This is a genomic window from Bacteroides xylanisolvens (genome assembly GCF_018289135.1).
GTDB classification, from domain to species: Bacteria; Bacteroidota; Bacteroidia; order Bacteroidales; family Bacteroidaceae; genus Bacteroides; species Bacteroides xylanisolvens.
In genome coordinates, this window is record NZ_CP072216.1 from 6071665 (window position 1) to 6091355 (window position 19691).

The 19691-nt window shown below is 43.0% G+C and carries 11 protein-coding genes; 5 read left to right on the forward strand and 6 right to left on the reverse strand.

Annotation, left to right across the window (positions count from 1 at the left end):
• Positions 1–53: 53 nt before the first annotated feature.
• Positions 54–1460, reverse strand: a complete 1407-nt coding sequence (locus INE92_RS24780; RefSeq protein ID WP_004301502.1) for a PTS galactitol transporter subunit IIC — start codon at positions 1458–1460, stop codon at positions 54–56.
• Between the two features lie 301 nt (positions 1461–1761).
• On the opposite strand from INE92_RS24780, the gene INE92_RS24785 reads away from it, so the two are divergent.
• Both INE92_RS24785 and INE92_RS24790 read left to right on the forward strand, forming a co-directional pair.
• Positions 1762–2961 (forward strand): glycoside hydrolase family 88/105 protein, encoded by a 1200-nt coding sequence (locus INE92_RS24785; RefSeq protein WP_004320969.1) that lies wholly within the window; start codon positions 1762–1764, stop codon positions 2959–2961.
• A 9-nt stretch (positions 2962–2970) separates the two neighbouring features.
• Positions 2971–3942, forward strand: coding sequence for a pectinesterase family protein (locus INE92_RS24790; RefSeq protein ID WP_055234905.1), 972 nt, complete (start codon positions 2971–2973; stop codon positions 3940–3942).
• A gap of 472 nt (positions 3943–4414) precedes the next feature.
• On the opposite strand, the gene INE92_RS24795 is transcribed toward INE92_RS24790, so the two are convergent.
• The 3 genes from INE92_RS24795 to INE92_RS24805 form a co-directional block, all read right to left on the reverse strand.
• Complete coding sequence (locus tag INE92_RS24795; RefSeq protein WP_015533000.1) at positions 4415–5272, reverse strand: IS3 family transposase; 858 nt, start codon at positions 5270–5272, stop codon at positions 4415–4417.
• A 35-nt stretch (positions 5273–5307) separates the two neighbouring features.
• Positions 5308–5688 carry a hypothetical protein gene (locus INE92_RS24800; protein WP_015532999.1) on the reverse strand — a complete coding sequence of 127 codons (381 nt, stop codon included), beginning with the start codon at positions 5686–5688 and terminating at the stop codon, positions 5308–5310.
• 212 nt (positions 5689–5900) lie between these two features.
• Entirely contained in the window at positions 5901–7568 is a 1668-nt protein-coding gene (locus INE92_RS24805) for an ISL3 family transposase (RefSeq protein ID WP_203462761.1), read from the reverse strand.
• A 166-nt stretch (positions 7569–7734) separates the two neighbouring features.
• Here INE92_RS24805 and INE92_RS24810 point away from each other — a divergent pair, with 166 nt between their 5' ends.
• From INE92_RS24810 to INE92_RS24820, 3 genes are all read left to right on the forward strand, one after another.
• Complete coding sequence (locus tag INE92_RS24810; RefSeq protein WP_055234903.1) at positions 7735–9474, forward strand: pectinesterase family protein; 1740 nt, start codon at positions 7735–7737, stop codon at positions 9472–9474.
• Positions 9475–9806: 332 nt separating this feature from the next.
• A complete protein-coding gene (locus INE92_RS24815) occupies positions 9807–11147 on the forward strand; it encodes an ATP-binding protein (RefSeq protein WP_004315064.1) in 1341 nt (446 codons plus the stop codon).
• Positions 11148–11237: 90 nt separating this feature from the next.
• A complete protein-coding gene (locus INE92_RS24820) occupies positions 11238–15812 on the forward strand; it encodes a hybrid sensor histidine kinase/response regulator transcription factor (RefSeq protein WP_211421269.1) in 4575 nt (1524 codons plus the stop codon).
• Between the two features lie 227 nt (positions 15813–16039).
• Here the strand turns inward: INE92_RS24820 and INE92_RS24825 are convergent, their stop codons facing one another.
• Together INE92_RS24825 and INE92_RS24830 are read right to left on the reverse strand one after the other, a co-directional pair.
• Positions 16040–17635 (reverse strand): fibronectin type III domain-containing protein, encoded by a 1596-nt coding sequence (locus INE92_RS24825; RefSeq protein WP_015532384.1) that lies wholly within the window; start codon positions 17633–17635, stop codon positions 16040–16042.
• A gap of 18 nt (positions 17636–17653) precedes the next feature.
• Positions 17654–19681 (reverse strand): RagB/SusD family nutrient uptake outer membrane protein, encoded by a 2028-nt coding sequence (locus INE92_RS24830; RefSeq protein WP_055234949.1) that lies wholly within the window; start codon positions 19679–19681, stop codon positions 17654–17656.
• Positions 19682–19691: the final 10 nt, after the last annotated feature.

The following is a 19691-nucleotide window of genomic DNA, read 5'->3' on the forward strand; positions in this document are numbered from 1 at the left end:
ATTGAGTTATATATTATATACCACTTATTATAATCAGTTAAAGGCTTTTCTACTTATTCCTTATTACTGTTCAATGCGTTCTTTGCGTCGTTTCTAGTCATGCGGATACGGTTGTAGATAGCCATTCCGAGTGCCAGTGCCACGAGGATGGCAGGGCCGATAATCTTCAGACTGTAAGTAAGGTGGAAGATACCCCAGCAGAAGAGACTGGAAGCAAAGTCAAGTGCGCCGCCTTCAAAACCGGCGGGGATGTTTACTGTCGGGTCACCTGTTGCTTCGTATACATCTTTAGCAGCCAGTGTGAAGAAGCCTGCCAGTCCTGTTACGAAATACAGACCTACAATCAATGCTACCAGGCCGATAATAAATGATTTCACTACGTTACCTTTTGTAATAGGCAGAATCATCGGGAACAGGTAGAACATACCTGCCAGAGAAGCCAGCGGTAAGAAACGGTTGCCCGGAAGGATAACAGCCAGGAAAATAGTGACAGGGATCAACAGCAGAGATACCACCAGGGTAGTCGGGTGACCGATAACCAGTGCAGGGCTCATACCGATGCTCAAACCGGTGTTATTCTTATATTTCTTAGCGATCAGTTCGCGGGTAGCGTCAGAGATCGGTTTCAAACCTTCGATAAAGAGGCTGGTGATACGTGGAATCAATTCCATCACCGCACCCATCTTGATACCCAGTCCTAAAATGCCCGGAATATTATCCAATACTTCTTTCCAGCTGGCACAACCCAATGCGCCTATACCGCAACCGATTACGATACCCAAGAACAGCGGTTCACCCATCAATCCGAATTTCTTTTTCATACCTTCAGAATCGATATTCAGCTTGTCGAATCCCGGAATTTTATCCAATAGTTTATTGATTACAATAGCAAACGGAACGAAACTTTGGCAGAACGGTTGAGGAATAGAGATACCGTCCATTTTATCATAGAACTTCTGGAAAGCAGGAGCAGTCATATCAGCCATTACCAGTGTAATGATGTAACAGATGATGGCAGCGAAGAATCCCCAATAGATATTGTCGGAAGCGAAGTAGACGATAGCACCGATAAATGCGAAGTGCCAATAGTTCCAAAGGTCGATATTAACGGTACGGGTTGTTTTGGTAAGCAACATTAATAAGTTAACTCCCAAGCAAACAGGGATAATGAAAGCACCGACTGAAGTGTTGTAAGCTACCGCCGCAGCAGAAGGCCAACCCATGTCGAAAATTCCCAATTCCAATCCGTAGATTTCAACCATTTTACTTAATGCCGGACCCAGACTGCTGGTGAGCAATGCCGTCACTACTGATAAACCAACGAAACCGACACCAACCAACAAACCGCTCTTCAGCGCTTTGGGAAGTTTAATACCGATACATACTCCTAAAATCGTGAAAATGATTGGCATCATTACTGCCGCTCCAAGACCGATAATGTACTTAAATACTTCTTCCATTCTGTTCTATTTTTTCTCTGTTTTAATGATAAATTACCTGTGTTTCCCCAGAGGGTATTAGTTGTAAACCGTGCCAAAAGTAAGACCTTTTTTGCTTTCTTCCAAAACGAAACTCTTAATTTATGAGATATTGCATCAAAAATGGACATTTTTGACGTTTGCGTGCACAAAATTAGTCGTTTCCGTGCACGAAAAACAAAAAATGCACCTACTTGACTAAAAAATCCCACTGGGTTTGGAGGAAAAACACTACTTTCGTACCGTGAAAAAAGACTATGTTGAATCCTTAAAATAACAAACCATGAGACGAACTCCTTTTTATAATTTTTTTATAGTGGCTTTATTGGTTACAATGACCGCTTCTGTATCGGCACAACAGGTAGACAGCAAACTTCCCTGGTCTGTGCGACTGACTGAATCGGAAATGATCCGTTACCCCGAATCCTGGCAGCTCGACTTTCAGCCGAAACTGAAATGGGATTATTGCCACGGACTTGAACTGGGAGCCATGCTCGATGTGTACGACGCTTATGGCGACAAGAAAATTCGTGATTACGCCATCGCGTATGCGGATACAATGGTGCACGAGGACGGAAGCATTACCGCTTATAAATTAACCGATTATAGCCTCGACCGTATCAACTCCGGAAAAATCCTTTTCCGTATCTATGAGCAGACCAAGAATCCTAAATATAAGAAAGCGCTCGACCTGCTTTATAGCCAGTTTGAAGGACAACCGCGTAATGAGGACGGTGGTTTTTGGCATAAAAAGATTTATCCCCACCAGATGTGGCTGGACGGAATTTACATGGGAGCTCCTTTCTACGCAGAGTATGCATTCCGTAATAATCTTCCGCAAGACTATGCAGATGTAATCAACCAGTTTGTCACTTGTGCCCGTCATACGTACGATCCTAAAAATGGTCTTTATCGTCATGCGTGCGATGTAAGCCGCACTCAACGTTGGGCGGACCCGGTGACCGGACAGTCGAAACATACGTGGGGACGTGCGATGGGATGGTATGCGATGGCATTGGTGGATGTGCTCGAATTTATTCCGCAGCATGAAGCCGGAAGAGATTCCCTGCTTGATATATTGAATAATGTAGCTGTGCAGGTGAAGAAACTTCAGGATCCGAAGACCGGAGGATGGTATCAGGTGATGGACCGGAGTGGTGATAAGGGTAATTACGTAGAATCTTCCTGTTCCGCTATGTTCATTTATTCACTCTTTAAGGCGGTTCGTTTGGGATATATTGATAAGTCTTATCTGGATGTGGCATTGAAAGGCTACAAAGGATTCCTGGATAATTTTATCGAAGTGGACAAGAACGGATTGGTAACCATCACCAAGGCTTGTGCAGTGGCAGGATTGGGAGGAAAGGTCTATCGTTCCGGCGATTATGACTATTATATTAATGAAACTATCCGCAATAACGATCCTAAAGCCGTAGGACCTTTTATTATGGCTAGCTTGGAATACGAACGTTTACAAAAGTAATTTCCGACAATGAAAAGGACTATTTTTAAAGGAATGATGTGTTTGCTTCTACTGGCTGTGGGAGCAACATCTGTTTATGCACAACAACAGCAACGCAAAGACACATTAGTCGTGGCACGCGACGGGACAGGGGAGTATCGTAACATTCAGGAAGCCGTGGAAGCTGTCCGCGCTTTTATGGATTATACGGTGACGATCTATATCAAGAACGGTATATACAAAGAAAAGCTGGTCATTCCTTCCTGGGTAAAGAATGTGCAATTAGTGGGCGAAAGTGCAGAAAAAACGATTATCACTTATGATGACCATGCCAATATCAATAAGATAGGTACTTTCCGCACCTATACGGTCAAAGTGGAAGGGAATGACATTACTTTCAAAGACCTGACGATTGAAAATAATGCGGCTCCACTGGGGCAAGCGGTAGCTCTTCACACCGAAGGTGACAGACTGATGTTTGTCAACTGTCGTTTCCTGGGAAATCAGGATACTATTTATACAGGAACCGAAGGAGCGCGTCTCTTATTCACAAATTGCTATATCGAGGGAACTACCGATTTTATTTTTGGTCCTTCCACCGCTCTATTCGAATATTGCGAACTGCATAGTAAACGTGATTCGTATATCACTGCCGCTTCCACTCCTCAAAGTGAAGAATTCGGTTATGTTTTCAAAAACTGTAAGTTGACAGCCGCTCCGGGAGTGAAAAAAGTATATTTGGGTCGTCCGTGGCGTCCTTATGCGGCAACGGTCTTTATCAATTGTGAGTTTGGCAATCATATCCGTCCCGAAGGATGGCACAATTGGAAGAATCCGGAGAACGAAAAGACAGCCCGTTATGCCGAATTCGGAAATACGGGTGCGGGCGCAGATGCTTCTGGGCGTGTGGCATGGGCTAAACAGTTGACAAATAAGGAGGCAATGAAGTATACTCCGCAAAATATCTTTAAGGAAAGCAGTAATTGGTATCCCTATAAATAAAAATACGTAGGGTTTCCGACTGTTTATGCAGCTTGAAATTTTTGTTTCCGGGCTTGGGCATTTGCTTTCCTGGCTTGAAACTCCCGTTCCAAGGCAGGAAACTGCAGTTTCCCTATGTGGGAACTGTCGTTTCTCTACGTGGAAACTAGCGTTTCTTCCCGGGGAAACTGTAGTTCCTATGCGTGGAAACTGAATTTGTCTGCGTGCAAAATGTACTGTACTGGATTTAGTTGACAACTTCGTTTGTTATACCTAAGTTAGTTAACTCAATATATTTTAAAACCTAAATAAGTTTACTTGTCCCTTTGTAATTCCTTAATAAGTTGTCATATTAAAGATGTTGCAAACATATGTATCTTTTCTTATAAATGCAAGACTTCGGGCTGTAAACTTCATTAAACAACAAAAACTCTTCGCTCGGGGATCGCCCTCGCGGCAAGGGGCGGGAGCACCCGTCCCGACGAGCGGGACTTCAACTACCTTTTTCCGCGTACTTACGAATATGTTCCATCGGTGTTTTCATTTGTATACCTTGATGGGGTCGAACATAATTGTATGCATATATGGCGTCGCTTATACGTTTATCCAACTGTTCAAAGCTGTCATCTTCGCAGTCAAACAACCACCCATTCTTGATCGTGTTATTCATCCGTTCAGCCAGGGCATTATGTAGCGGATCTCCACACTGCGTCATACTAATATTGATATGATGTTTCTTGAGCATATCCACATACAGGTTTGAGCAGTATTGCACTCCCCGGTCAGAATGGTGTATGAGACTACTCAAATCAACATTGTATCTGTTGTAAAAGTCTATAGCCATCCTCAGTGCCTTTAAGGGACCTTCCGCTTCAAGTGTTTTGCACAGGGCATATCCAACTATCGCCCGACTGCCCGCATCGGTAAGAAGAGACAGGTAAGCCCATCCCTGGTACGTGGCAACATAGGTTATGTCCGCTACAACCATTGAACCGAATGTGTCAGCTACAAATTTAGGAGTAACATTTAGCAAGTCCGGATAAATGTAATAATTATGATTAGAATTTGTTGTCTTTGGTCTCACATGTCTGACACGTTGACACAGGCCATTAGCACGAAAAATATTATAGCATTGATCACGCCCAATGACCATCCTGACACCAAACTTGCGGAGACAGCATGCATAGAGTTCACGTATACCAGCCTTAGGCATAAGTTTACGTAACTCATTACAATACAACACAATGCTTGATGTGAGGATGTCTATTTCCTTTTTTCTGTTGACATGCTTATAATAACCTTGTCTGGTTATGCCGAAGTAATCACAGAGGAACTGTAGCCTACCGCGCATATGACGGGCAGAGTTCCCCTGTGACAAGGTATCGATTACTTGGCATCGGAGTTTTTTCGAACCTTGATGTGATAGGTTGACTCAGCAAGATTTATTAATTCCTCACAAGCTTCATGACGAAGACTTTCCTCCTGAAGAGCACGCTGAAGTTTGCGATTTTCGGCACGCAATGCAGCGAGTTCTTTCTCCAGTTCATTGAGAGACTCAGCAGAGTATTTGTTGAAAGAGGGGTGGTCTGTACTCATAACTTTATCATTTATATGATACTTATCAAGCCAAAGAATCAGCAGACGACGGCAAATACCGGTACGTTTGGCAAACTGATACTTCGTTTCCGAAGTAGATAAATACTCACGAATATAAGACATTCGTTCGGATTCTGTGTAAGGAGTGTACTTCTTTTTTAATTCTTTCATGGGAATTTCGCATTTAAGAAGTGTCAACTTATTTAGTACACTACAAAACAGGATCATATAAGGTGTTGCAGATAAACATCTGCAACGGTATCTGCAACAGTATCTGCAACGCTGCAATCGGTTGATTGCAAGTAAGATACAAGCAAAACGTTGCAGGTGGCAGATAAAAACAAAAAATAAAAGGTTCTTCGTCAAATTTGGTGGTACTTCTTCTATTGTGAATAAAGAATCTTGGCTCTCAGTAGTTTGCTTCCTGCCCTATTGTACATCTGCCTTTTTACCGCTTTAATTTTATTCACTGTCCCCTCCAGTAATCCGTTACTGAAGGGGATATCAATAGCTGCCTGTACTGCCTCCCAGTCTTTTTCAATACCATATGCAAAGTTCGTCAGTGCCATATTCCGTGTTGCCTTCGCTTTTTCAATCCACTTTCTAATATCCTTATCATAAGTGTTCCCATTAATCATATCTCTGAAATTCTGACACACGCTTAAGAGTTCTTTAATCTGTGGTGAGGACTTATATAGTTCCGCTAGTTTAGGATTATCCGATTCTCCCTTTAGAATGTATTTGCGTATCTGATTCTGTGAAACTCTCTGTGTTTTACTTCCGTTTTCAATGCTCTCATTATGCTCCTTGACTTCCTTCCTCTTTTGTTGATACATTTTTCGCAAGCTGGATGTTATCCTTCCAATAAGTGCGCCACTGATTTTACTCCCCATTTTTTGTGCCAATATTTTTCGGGTAATACAGCCCGCACTAATGATTGTAGCCAGTTCGGATACATATTTAAGAGCTGTCTTCTGTTGCTCATTCAAGTATGCCCCTATTCTCCTGTTGTGAATGAGCTTATAAATGTAGCGACTTTTCTTGCCCAAATGCGCGGCTGTCTGCTCAATGGTCATCCCCTGCATTTTTAAGTTCAGGCTTTCCCTGTATATCTTCAATTTTTCTCTGTGTCGGACATCTCCCATGTTAAATATGTCCTGAAGAATTAACGAAGAAGCCGTGTCTCTGTCAGGATATTCGTATTTGAGCTTTTGCTTGGTCTGACGAATCATTTTCTCTATTTCCGGTATCATCGTGTCCGTCATATTCTTGGTTAGATGGAACCGGTCGCAGATTTGTGTAACACCAGGGGTTATTCTGTTTATAGCCTCTGTGAAACATCTTCCACGGTCTCTCGTTATATATTGTATTTGAGGATTCCGGGTGAGCCAGTTATCAAGCGCTTCTCCGTTTCTATCCTCTAACAAAGCAATAGGCATGTGTGTCATCTGGTCTACGACCACACTCATATAATCCTTACCTTTTTTATAGGCAAAATCATCAATACCTACATAAATACTTTTATTATGCATAGGATTATGTTGCCCGCACTGTTGTAGGATGCGTAAGCAGGAAGAGCTACTGGCCGTTATATGGAACAGCTGCAAAAGAGAAGAGGCCTTTCGGGAAGTAAGTTCCAAGCTTATCGATCTGATGCGTTCCTCAACAAGATAGCTCCGTCTACCATACCGACGAGCCAGAAAAGACAACGGTTCGCAGAATATTTTTCGCGGACAAGAAACATTTTCGCAATAATATTTGCCAACCTTTATGACTAACTCCAAAGTATGACCGTAAACTTCAAGATCCTGAATATGACGGGAGTAATAACTGTGTAATCGGTGACTGAAATGTCCGCAATAAGGACAGGAAGCCCCCTTGCCAGCCGTATGTAAAAAGACCGTCAATGAACCAACAGCTTCAGAGATACCATCTTGTTGCAGATTATCGTAGCCAGGACTGAATCTGAAATCATGGAATAATCCCCTATTTGTAGGAGGATTTTCTTTTTTTGATGTATATTTGTACGTTGTAGATATGGCTTGTTGCATTGTAACTCTTAATGATGTGGTGTCTTTAAAGTTACTAAAAAGCAAACATATCTACAACTTTTTATAGGATTAAGAAAGAAGAAGAGGAAAACCATCGAAATAAAAAAGAGATTACCACCAAATTTGACGAAGAACCAAATAAAACTCGTAGGAGGGGATAAAGAATATGAAAACACTTAGGGTTAAAATGGTAGGGCTACTTGCAACGGCTCTTATTCTTTTTTCTGCATTTCGTGCAGACAAACCGGTCATCACTATCTTTATGATAGGTGATTCGACAATGGCTAACAAGAAAATAGACGGAGGAAATCCCGAACGTGGTTGGGGAATGGTACTTCCCGGATTCTTCTCCGAAGACATACGGATAGACAATCATGCCGCCAACGGTCGAAGTTCCAAGAGTTTTATCAGCGAAGGACGCTGGGAAAAAGTAATTTCTAAGGTGAAGAAAGGAGATTATGTCTTTATCCAGTTCGGCCATAATGATGAGAAAGCAGACTCTACTCGTCACACCGATCCAGGTAGTACTTTTGATGAAAATCTTCGTCGGTATGTGAATGAAACCCGCGCCAAAGGTGGAATACCGGTGTTGTTCAACTCTATCGTCCGTCGAAACTTCGTGCAGCCGAAGGATGATGCCATCGCAAAAGATGTCCGCCGCACACCGGGGGAAAAGGAACAACCGAAAGAAGGAACTGTTTTATTCGATACACATGGCGCCTATCTGGATGCTCCCCGCAATGTAGCAAAAGAACTGGGAGTGACTTTTATAGACATGAACAAGATTACTCATGACCTGGTGCAGGGACTTGGACCTGTAGAATCAAAGAAACTATTCATGTTTGTCGAACCCAATCAGGTGCCCGCTTTCCCGAAAGGTCGTGAAGACAATACTCACTTAAACGTATACGGAGCACGAACAATTGCCGGACTGGCAGTAGATGCCATCGGCAAGGAAATTCCGGAACTGGCGAAATATCTCCGTCAATTCGATTATGTAGTGGCCCAAGACGGTAGCGGTGATTTCTTTACCGTGCAGGAAGCTATCAATGCTGTTCCCGATTTTCGCAAAGACGTCCGTACCACTATCCTGATTCGTAAAGGAACTTATAAAGAGAAGCTCATCATCCCCGAATCCAAGATTAATATCTCTTTGATTGGAGAAGACGGTGCGATACTGACTTATGACGGTTTTGCAAACAAAAAAAATGTATTCGGCGAGAACATGGGAACTTCCGGTTCGTCCAGCTGTTACATCTATGCCCCCGATTTTTATGCGGAGAATATCACATTCGAGAACTCATCAGGTCCCGTAGGACAGGCAGTTGCCTGCTTTGTGTCTGCCGATCGTGTCTATTTTAAGAACTGTCGTTTTCTAGGTTTCCAGGATACCCTCTATACATACAGCAAGCAAAGCCGCCAATATTATGAAGATTGTTACATCGAAGGAACGGTTGATTTTATCTTCGGTTGGTCTACGGCTGTTTTCAACCGTTGCCACATTCATAGCAAACGGGATGGTTATGTCACCGCTCCCTCTACTGATAAAGGAAAAAAATATGGCTATGTATTCTATGATTGTAAACTGACTGCGGAACCGGAAGCCACAAAAGTGTATTTGTCCCGTCCCTGGCGTCCGTATGCGCAAGCTGTATTTATCCGTTGCGAACTGGGGAAACACATTCTTCCCGTTGGCTGGAACAACTGGGGCAAGAAGGAAAACGAGAAAACTGTCTTTTATGCCGAATATGAAAGTCGGGGCGAAGGAGCCCATCCGAAAGCGCGCGCTGCTTTCTCCCAACAATTGAAGAATCTGAAAGGATATGAGATAAATGCAGTTTTGGCAGGAGAAGACGGATGGAATCCGATAGAGAACGGAAACAAGCTGATAACGGTAAAGCGTTGATCTGACGAACAGATATGATTGTTTACTCAAGTTTCGGAAGTAGTTTAATAGGCTGAAAGCCTTCTATTATATAGCGTAGGGCATTGCCCTACGTGATAGGTATACGCCAAACATAAGCCCTGAAAGGGCGGAACTGCATATGCTCAACTGGTACACTACTTTATTGATCTGGTACAACTTTATCGATCTGGTACAACTGATAGTCAATATGCCTCTGCAATGAAACAAAAATCAAGTGAATTTACCCCTGCAATGAAACAAAAAATAGGTAAATTTACCTATGCAATGAAACAAATTTGTATATTTGTAACTGTAAATAAACAAATTACGATATGTTTGAACGAAGGATACAGAATCAGTTGCATGAGTGGGCAGAGAAAAATAATAGAAAGCCTCTGATATTGAGAGGAGCCCGCCAAGTAGGGAAGACCACTATTGTTGAGCAGTTCGGCAAAGAGTTTGATAATTTCCTGTCTTTAAACCTTGAAAAGAAAGAGGCAAAGGATTTGTTTGAGTCTACTGATGATGTAAAGATGCTGCTGCCTTTATTGTTTTTGTATGATAATAAGCCGCAGAGGCCGGGACGAACCCTGCTTTTTATCGACGAGATACAGTCGTCGCCACAAGCTGTTGCATTGTTGCGGTACTTTTACGAGGAATTGCCGGAGTTGTATGTTATTGCAGCAGGTTCTCTTCTGGAAAATATGTTGGACAAACACATCTCGTTGCCTGTAGGACGGGTGGAGTATATGGCTTTGCATCCGTGTTCCTTTATTGAGTTTCTTCAGGCAATAGGAGAGGGACGGTTTGTAGATTGGATTTTGGAAGCACGTTTGCCGGAGGCTTTCCATCAACAATTAATGCTACTTTTTAATAGTTATGCACTGATAGGCGGGATGCCCGAAATTGTAGCGAGGTATGCTGCCAACCGAGATGTTGTATCCTTGTCCGATACTTACAATCAACTGCTAAATGCCTACAAGAATGATGTGGAAAAGTATGCGGAGACAAACACGCAAGCTGCGGTGATTCGTTACATACTGGAAGAAGGTTGGGGATATGCAGGGCAAGCTGTCACTTTAGGAGGATTTGCACAGTCCGCTTACAAAGCCCGTGAAACGGGCGAGGCTTTCCGTACTCTGGAAAAAGCATTGTTGCTGGAGTTGGTATATCCTACCACTCATACGATAATGCCAGCTACCACAGATTTGAAACGCGCTCCTAAATTGATCTGGCTGGATACAGGACTAGTAAATTATGCGGCTGAAATACAAAAAGAATATCTTCTTAGTAAAGATTTGACGGATACATGGAGAGGTATGGCTGCCGAACAAATCGTTGCGCAGGAATTAAAAGCTCTTTCCAACGAAGTAGGTAAGAAGCAAAAGTTTTGGGTACGGGCTAAAAGGGGGAGTTCTGCAGAAGTGGACTTTGTATACATATATGGCGGGAAAATCATTCCAATTGAAGTGAAAAACGGACACAACGCCCACTTAAAATCCATTCATCAGTTTATGAATGAAACGGAGCATGATTTGGCAGTTCGAATCTGGTCGGGGAATTATGCTATAGACGAAGTTACTACTAATGAAGGAAAACATTTCAAACTTATCAACCTTCCTTTTTACATGATAGCCGCATTGCCTAATATTTTAAAAAAAATAGAGACATAAGTCATGTTGGCCCGATTCTGTTAAATAGCCACTAAAGATTGCATGATACTACAAGTATTTTTCTATCTTTACGCCACAGAACCGAGTGATATGATGAAGAAAACCTTAATTTCAGTAATTCTTTTGTTAGCTGTTGCGTTCTCAACATACGCGCAACAGCACTGTTTTTTCACCCACTATTCTACTGAAGATGGATTATCCCAAAATACGGTGATGAACATCTTGCAGGATCACAAAGACAACCTTTGGTTTGCCACCTGGGATGGTATCAACCGTTTCAACGGTTATACCTTCAAAACATACAAGGCCCGTCAGGGAAACTACATCAGTCTGACCAATAACCGCGTAGACCGTATGTATGAAGATCGTTACGGCTTTCTGTGGTTGCTGACTTATGACAACCGTGTCCATCGTTTCGACCCGAAGACAGAGACATTCGAGCAAGTGCCTGCTGCCGGAGAAGAGGGGAGTGCTTTCAATGTGCATACCATTGAAGTGATGCCCAACGGAACCGTCTGGCTGCTGACAGAAAACGACGGAGCCATCCGCATCCTGACGCATCCGGATGAGAATAATCGCTTGACATGGGATATTTATTCCAGCAAAACAGAACTGTTTCCTTCTTTACATGTATTCAAAGTTCATCAGGATAAAGCCGGCAATGACTGGTTGTTGACGGATAATGGCCTCGGTATGATCCATCCCGGAAAGAAAGAGCCGGATTCTTATTTTACGGAGACAAAAGGAAAGTTTGGCGGAATGAATCAGGCTTTCTATGCTGTGCAGGAACGTGATAAAGATATTTGCTTCGCCTCGGATCATGGACGCATCTGGTCTTATCAGAAAGAAAGCGGAGAGTTTACGTTGATCGAGCTTCCCACAAAAGGACAGATCACCTCCATTCATCCCATTGCACCGGACGTATCCGTTATTACTACCGATTCGGATGGCTTTTTTACCTACAACCTGCGAACAAAAACAAACGTACATTACTCGTTCCTGACTTGTAAGGTGTTACCCGCAAAGCCGATCCTTTCTGCTTATGTAGATCGTTCTTCGGAAGTGTGGTTCGAACAGGAAGAACCGGGTGTTGTAGCTCATTTTAATCCCTCGACCGGAGTGGTGACCCGTGAGCAAATTCCTATAGAATACAGCAATCCCGAACGTTCCCGTCCGGCTTTTCATATCCATGAAGACGTAAACGGTTATCTTTGGGTACATCCTTACGGAGGAGGTTTCTCTTACTTCGATCCTCAAAAAAAATGCTTGGTTCCTTTCTATAACGGACTGGGCAGCCGTGACTGGCGTTTTTCCAATAAGATTCACTCGGCCTTTTCCGACAAACAAGGTAATCTGTGGCTTTGTACCCACTCTAAAGGATTGGAGAAAGTGACTTATCGAAATGTACCCTTTGCGATGATGACCCCTATGCCTCATGAACACGAATCGTTGCATAATGAGGTGCGTGCCCTGTGTGAAGACAAACTGGGTAATTTGTGGGTTGGCTTGAAAGACGGTATACTTCGTATATATGATGCCGGCAAAACTTATAAAGGATACCTCACCGAAAGCGGCACGATCTCTACCACCGGTACTCCCATGCTGGGAACCGTTTATTTTGTTATTCAGGATTCAAAAGGAATCATCTGGATTGCGACAAAAGGAGACGGCCTTGTTCGTGCCGAGCCGATTTCTTCCAACGGAATGTCTTATAAACTGACCCGTTATCTTCATCGTGAAGATGATATGTACAGTTTGAGCGATAATAATGTATATTGCGTCTATGAAGATCATTATGGTCGTATCTGGCTGGCAACTTTTGCCGGAGGTATCAATTATATCACGGAGAATGAAGCTGGAAAGACATTGTTTATCAATCACCGGAACAACCTGAAAGGTTATCCCATTGATCCTTGTTACAAAGCTCGTTTCATCACTTCCGATAACAACGGACGCTTGTGGGTAGGAACAACTACGGGTGCCGTTGCTTTTGATGAGAACTTTAAGAAACCGGAGGATGTGAAGTTCTATCATTTCTCCCGTATGCCGAATGATACGCAAAGTTTGAGTAATAATGATGTCCATTGGATTATCTCCACCAAGAAAAAGGAACTTTACCTGGCTACTTTCGGCGGCGGACTCAACAAACTGGTATCTATCAGTAAGGACGGTCACGGAGAATTCAAATCATATTCCGTATTGGATGGTCTTCCTTCTGATGTTTTGCTTTCCATCCGCGAAGATAGTAAGCAGAATTTATGGATTAGTACGGAGAATGGAATTTGTAAGTTCATCCCCTCTGAAGAACGTTTTGAAAGTTATGACGAACGTAGTATCACTTTCCCCGTACGTTTTAGTGAAGCCGCTTCGGCATTAACTGCTAAAGGAAGCATGCTTTTCGGTGCCAGTGGCGGAGTCTTTATATTTAATCCTGACTCTATTCGTAAGAGCAGCTATATCCCGCCTATCGTATTCTCCAAACTGACAGTGGCCAATGAGGACATTACCCCCGGCGGCAACTCATTGTTGAAAGTGGATATTGACGACGCTGATAAATTGGTTCTTTCGCATAAAGAGAATATTTTCTCCGTTCATTTCGCGGCACTCGATTATACCAATCCGCAGAATATACAGTATGCTTATATTCTCGACGGATTTGAAAAACAGTGGACCTTTGCCGATAAACAGCGTAGCGTGACTTATACAAATCTTCCGAAAGGAGAGTATGTGCTTCGCGTCCGTTCTACTAATAGCGATGGTGTGTGGGTGGATAACGAACGTATCTTGGATATTGTCATTCTGCCTTCTTTCTGGGAAACGCCGATAGCATACGTGCTTTATATACTTTTCATTCTGATTATTATTCTTGTGGCCGTTTATATCTTGTTCACCATTTACCGGTTGAAGCATGAAGTGTCGGTCGAACAGCAGATTTCGGATATAAAACTGCGCTTCTTTACGAATATATCCCATGAGTTGCGTACTCCGCTTACGTTGATAGCAGGTCCGGTAGAGCAGGTCTTGAAGAATGATAAATTGCCGACTGATGCCCGTGAACAGTTGGTGGTGGTGGAACGGAACACCAGCCGTATGCTTCGTCTTGTCAATCAGATATTGGACTTCCGTAAGATTCAGAACAAGAAGATGAAGATGCAAGTACAGCGTGTAGACATCGTTCCTTTCGTGCGCAAGGTGATGGATAATTTTGAAGCTGTGGCCGAAGAGCATCGGATTGATTTCCTGTTTCAGACGGAAAAGGAGCATCTTTATCTTTGGGTGGACGCCGATAAGCTGGAAAAGATTGTATTCAACCTGCTTTCCAATGCATTTAAGTATACGCCGAATGGCAAGATGATAACGATGTTTATTCGTGAAGATGAGAATACAGTTTCTATCGGTGTACAAGACCAGGGAATTGGTATCGCGGAAAATAAAAAGAAGTCCTTGTTTGTCCGTTTTGAGAATCTGGTGGACAAGAATCTGTTCAATCAGGCTAGTACGGGTATCGGACTTTCATTGGTGAAAGAGCTTGTGGAGATGCACAAGGCTACAATTTCCGTGGATAGTCGTTTGGGAGAGGGAAGTTGTTTCAAAATCGATTTCCTGAAAGGGAAAGAACATTATGATAAGGAAACCGAGTTTATCCTGGAAGATGCGGAAGCTCCGGTAAGGATGGGGCAAGTGGTGGATATAGCCAACTCTTCCATTCAGTCTGAAACGCTGATACCCGATGAATCGGAGAAAATTGAAGCTGTTTATGAGGAAGATGCTGCGAAAGAAGAAAACTCCAAAGAACTGATGTTATTAGTCGAAGATAATCAGGAGTTACGTGAATTCTTGCGTAGTATATTTTCTCCGATGTACAGGGTAGTGGAAGCTGCCGATGGTAGGGAAGGAGCGAATAAAGCATTGAAGTATCTTCCGGATATTATTATCAGTGACGTGATGATGCCCGAGAAAGACGGTATTGAAATGACGCGTGAACTGCGTGCGGATATGACAACCAGCCATATACCTATTATCCTGCTTACTGCCAAGACTACGATTGAAAGTAAACTGGAAGGATTGGAATATGGTGCGGATGATTATATCACGAAACCTTTCAGTGCTACCTATCTGCAAGCCCGTGTGGAAAATCTGTTGATGCAGCGTAAGAAACTGCAAAGTTTCTATCGGGATAGCCTGATGCATATCAATATGTCCGTTACTTCCGGCGAGTTGCCTGCGTCGACAAAGGCTATGGCTGAAGAGGAAAAAAAGATAGTGTCGGAGCGAGAAGAAGAGCAAACGCAATTACAGTCACAACAGCAACCGACCATTCCTGATATGTCTCCAAATGACCGTAAGTTTATGGATAAACTGGTGGAATTGATGGAGCAGAACATGGATAATGGAGACCTCGTAGTGGATGATTTGGTACGTGAACTGGCTGTCAGTCGTTCCGTGTTCTTCAAGAAGCTGAAGACATTGACAGGACTGGCACCTATTGAGTTTATCAAAGAAATACGCATCAAGCGTGCTACGCAACTGATTGAAACCGGAGAGTTTAATATGACGCAGATTTCATATATGGTCGGAATCAACGACCCGCGTTATTTTAGCAAATGTTTTAAGGCACAAGTGGGTATGACACCAACTGAGTATAAGGAAAAAATAGGCCGGTAATACGTAATAATAATCTTTTTGTTATTCTATTTTAGGATATAAATGATTTGAGAGACTATTCCTATGAACTTCTCAATTCATATATTCCAAACTCAAAGTGTATTTTATATGCTTTGTTTGTAAACGTTCATTTGCTTGGGAATGTATATAAAAAAGTAGGGCGAGTGTATATATTCAAATATACATTCGCCCTATCTTTTTTATATGTTTTTTAGGTAAAAACTATATTATTCACTGAACCATTGAGGGTCGCCTGCACGGTTCTTGAATAAAGCGTCTTTAATTTTGAAATTACCGTTTTCAGGATCTTCAAAGAGTTCGGCAGATGTTTTGCTATATTCGGTGCACATCGCTTGTGCCTCACTGTGCCATGCGCAATCGGTGGTATACCAGTTGTCGGAGGTCTCTTTAACGATACCCTTTATGCTACATAGTTTGTTTTTGGCATCGCTGCTACCACAGTTGGCGAATAAGCAATTTGTGATTCTGATATCATGTAGTTCCACTTTGTTTGCATCAATGAAGTGTTTTCCACTTTTTTGATCGCAAGCATAGAATGTACATTGATCGATATTGAATGTGATAGGATGCATTGTATTTTTTGCTGTTAGTGTAAATGTCGGTCCGTCGGTAGCTGCTACATTATTGAATGTACATTTACTGATATGAATGGAATTCAGATTTCCCGTCATGTCTTTAGTGTTGATGACACCATACGAACCGATTTCACTGAAGGTGGTATTAGTAAACTCTATACTATTGATGGAGCAATCCACACCGCCGCCTTGCACACGCAATATACCACGAGTTTTGGATACGTTGCATTTGTCGAAAGAGATGTTTACATCCGTTGTCATGGCATCCTGATTAATCATATAGTCGCCACTCTTACCGTTGTTGTAGAGGTTCATGTTATAAAACTTGATAGAAGTCGTATTTTCTGTGGCTGTCACTTCTTTGGGCTTGAAGTTAGGCTGTGTCCCACCGGAGGCGCCCCAGAAGATAATTGCATTTACCGATGCGGGAATGCTGAGTTTTTCCGTACGTTCGAAAGTGCTTCCAGCAGGGAAGACGAGTACTACATCTCCTTGTTGTTCGGCAAGAACCGCATCAATATCATCGCCCTCTTTCAGGTTGGCTATGTTGTATCCTTCCGGAAAGTCTTCTGTTGTTTCAAATTTACAGTTTCCTCTCAACTTCTGATTGTTATAGATAGAAACTTTGTAAGTGGTGGCAGCTTTGAGTCCTGTCAACGTAGCTTGACCAGCATTCTTCTCGTTGGCGGTGATGTCGCGGCGTGTCTCCTCTTCGGTAGATTCGATGAGGAAGTGGGTAACGTCCACTCCTGCAGTCCAGTGGATGGTGGCGTTCTTGCTGGTCACGTTGCTGCTGCTTTCGATAATTTGTTCGCTCTTCGTGGTGAAAGTGCCATCCTCCAAAGTGCACCATTTAGACGGTTGGGCAGATTCGGAACAGGAACGCAGACGCAAGTAATACGTCGTTTGCTCTTCTAGTCCTGTGATACTGTAAGGGCTGCTTGTAATGCCTTTGTCTTCTCCGTAGATGATAGAGCCTTCTTGCAGTTCGTCATTTGTAAATTCGTTTTTATTTACCTCTATGATATAGTAGTCGGTGTTGGGAGTTGCGTTCCAAATAACCTCTGCTTCGAATGTTTGGGGAGTAACCGCAAGATTGTTGCTGCGGAATAAGCGGTTGTATCGTTCGTCCGAACTCCAGTCATTACTTTTGTCGCAAGACGAAAATGAAATAACTGTTAAGCAAATGATGCTTAATAGCGTGTGTATATTTGTACTAATTTTCATAATAATCGTTTTTATCAATTAGAATCCGTATGAATTGGCTAATGTTCCGTTTGATTCTGAAATCGTTTTACTACCTAGTGGAATCAAATGCCTGTTTTTTACGGTCTTGTTCAGACCTGTGCTAACATAGTCCGTTAATCCCGAAAGGTTGGAGTCGTTGGAGGTGCTTCCGTCCTCTTTGAACACTTCTTGCTTTGTAGTTGCGTCTTTCTCTATCTTTCCATTTGGGAAAGTTCCCCAGCCCGGAACGTATTTCCAGTTGGGATCTGCGGCGTTCTTTATGGCATTCTTGACATCCAATTCGTTATTGATTTCGCTGACAAAGGAGGGATATTCATACCAGCAAATACTACTCATGTCGATGGAATATTCATCATCGGCTTTCATCTTATAGAATATGTATTTGGGAGCTATGGTAGTGAGTTGGCGGTAGTCTTCTTTGAATTGGTCGATCTTCTTAGAGAGTAATCCCCAACGAATCAAGTCATATTTGCGGACACATTCTCCGGCAAATTCCCATGCGCGTTCATCCACAATGGCGTTGAAGAAATCGTCACCTGATGAGATAGCAGCTACATACGCTTGTGCATTGGCTTTGTTGTCGAACGCGCGGCTGTGAACTTCTGTCAGTGCGGTACGGGCTGTCATGGCAGTTCCACCCAATGGATTGGCTGCATCAGCTCCATACAGTTCGTTCATAACTTCAGCATACATTAATAGTATGTCGGAATAACGCATTGCAATCCAGTTGATGCCATATCCAATTTTTGCATCGCTCGCACGGACAGCATTCAGCCATTCGTCGTTCATTTTGCGGATGTCCCATTTTGCTACATAGATACCGAATGGGGCGTTTTTCTGCATATTTTCTTTGATGTGCCCGTTTTCTTCTTTGAGTTCATAAGTGGCACATGTGATGTCACGACGCAGGTCAGAGTGGTCGAATGACCAGAAGAACGGAGCGGTTAATTTCACTTTTCCGCTTGAGTTTCCTTTAGCACCGTAGTAGCTGCTTGCACCGCTGATTCTCACGCCAATGGTATATCCCATTTCTCCGGATTTATTCAGACCGTGTGCTACTTCGTATAGGTTTTCTTTATAAGTATTGTCCAATTTCCGCTGGTTTACTTGGAACCATTGGTCTGCATACGAAGGATTCAACTTGTGTACACCGCTTCCAATAACAGCTGTCAGATGTTTCAGTGCACGTTCATACAACAGTTTTCTTTCTGCTTCTCCTGGGCGTTGGGTAGGGTATGTACCGTCAGAGCCGGCAAGTGTCTCATAGCCGGGTTTGGAGGATTCGCGGATACTGTAGCCGGCTTTGGCAAGGGCGATGCGGGCGAACAAGCCGTGAGCAAAACCTGCAGTGGCATGTTCGGTCGTATAGCCGGATTCGCCTGCCCAAGGGAGATAGTTTGCAGCTTCTTCCAAGTCGCTCAGCAATTGTTCCATGATGTCGTCTCGGTCGCTTTTGGTTACATATAAATTGGAACCGTCTACCTTGGTCGTTTCGAATTTCATTGGCAGGTCTCCATAGTTTTTTACAAGGTCGAAATAGACCATAGCACGGATGGTGAGTGCCTCACCCAAGAAATTAGCCATCTTGTTGCGTGCCGGATTTCCTTCTTGGAACAACTCGCTAGAACGGATTCCTTCTACGACAAGATTGGCGTCTTCAATAATGGCGAAACAGTTTTTCCAGTTGTCATCCAGTTTTGACCAGGAACCGCTGATGCTTTCTCCATTGTAATTACCTAAAGCGCGCTCACTGGATTCGGTGAAAGAAGCCGGTTTGTTAACGTCGGCATCTACTAGTTCAATATCTGTATTGAATCCGAAATTCAGAGGGATGCGGGCACCATAAGTATGGTCGAGGGTAAGCCCTGCATATACTTTGTTCAAACTTTGTTCTGTAAAAGTAAGCGAGTTGAAAACCATGTCGCCTTTGATTTCGGAAGGAGAGCTTTGATCTAAGAAATCGCTGCAAGAGGTGATGCTCAGTAACCCCATTCCTCCAATGATGTATTTTATAATTGATTTCATATATGTATCT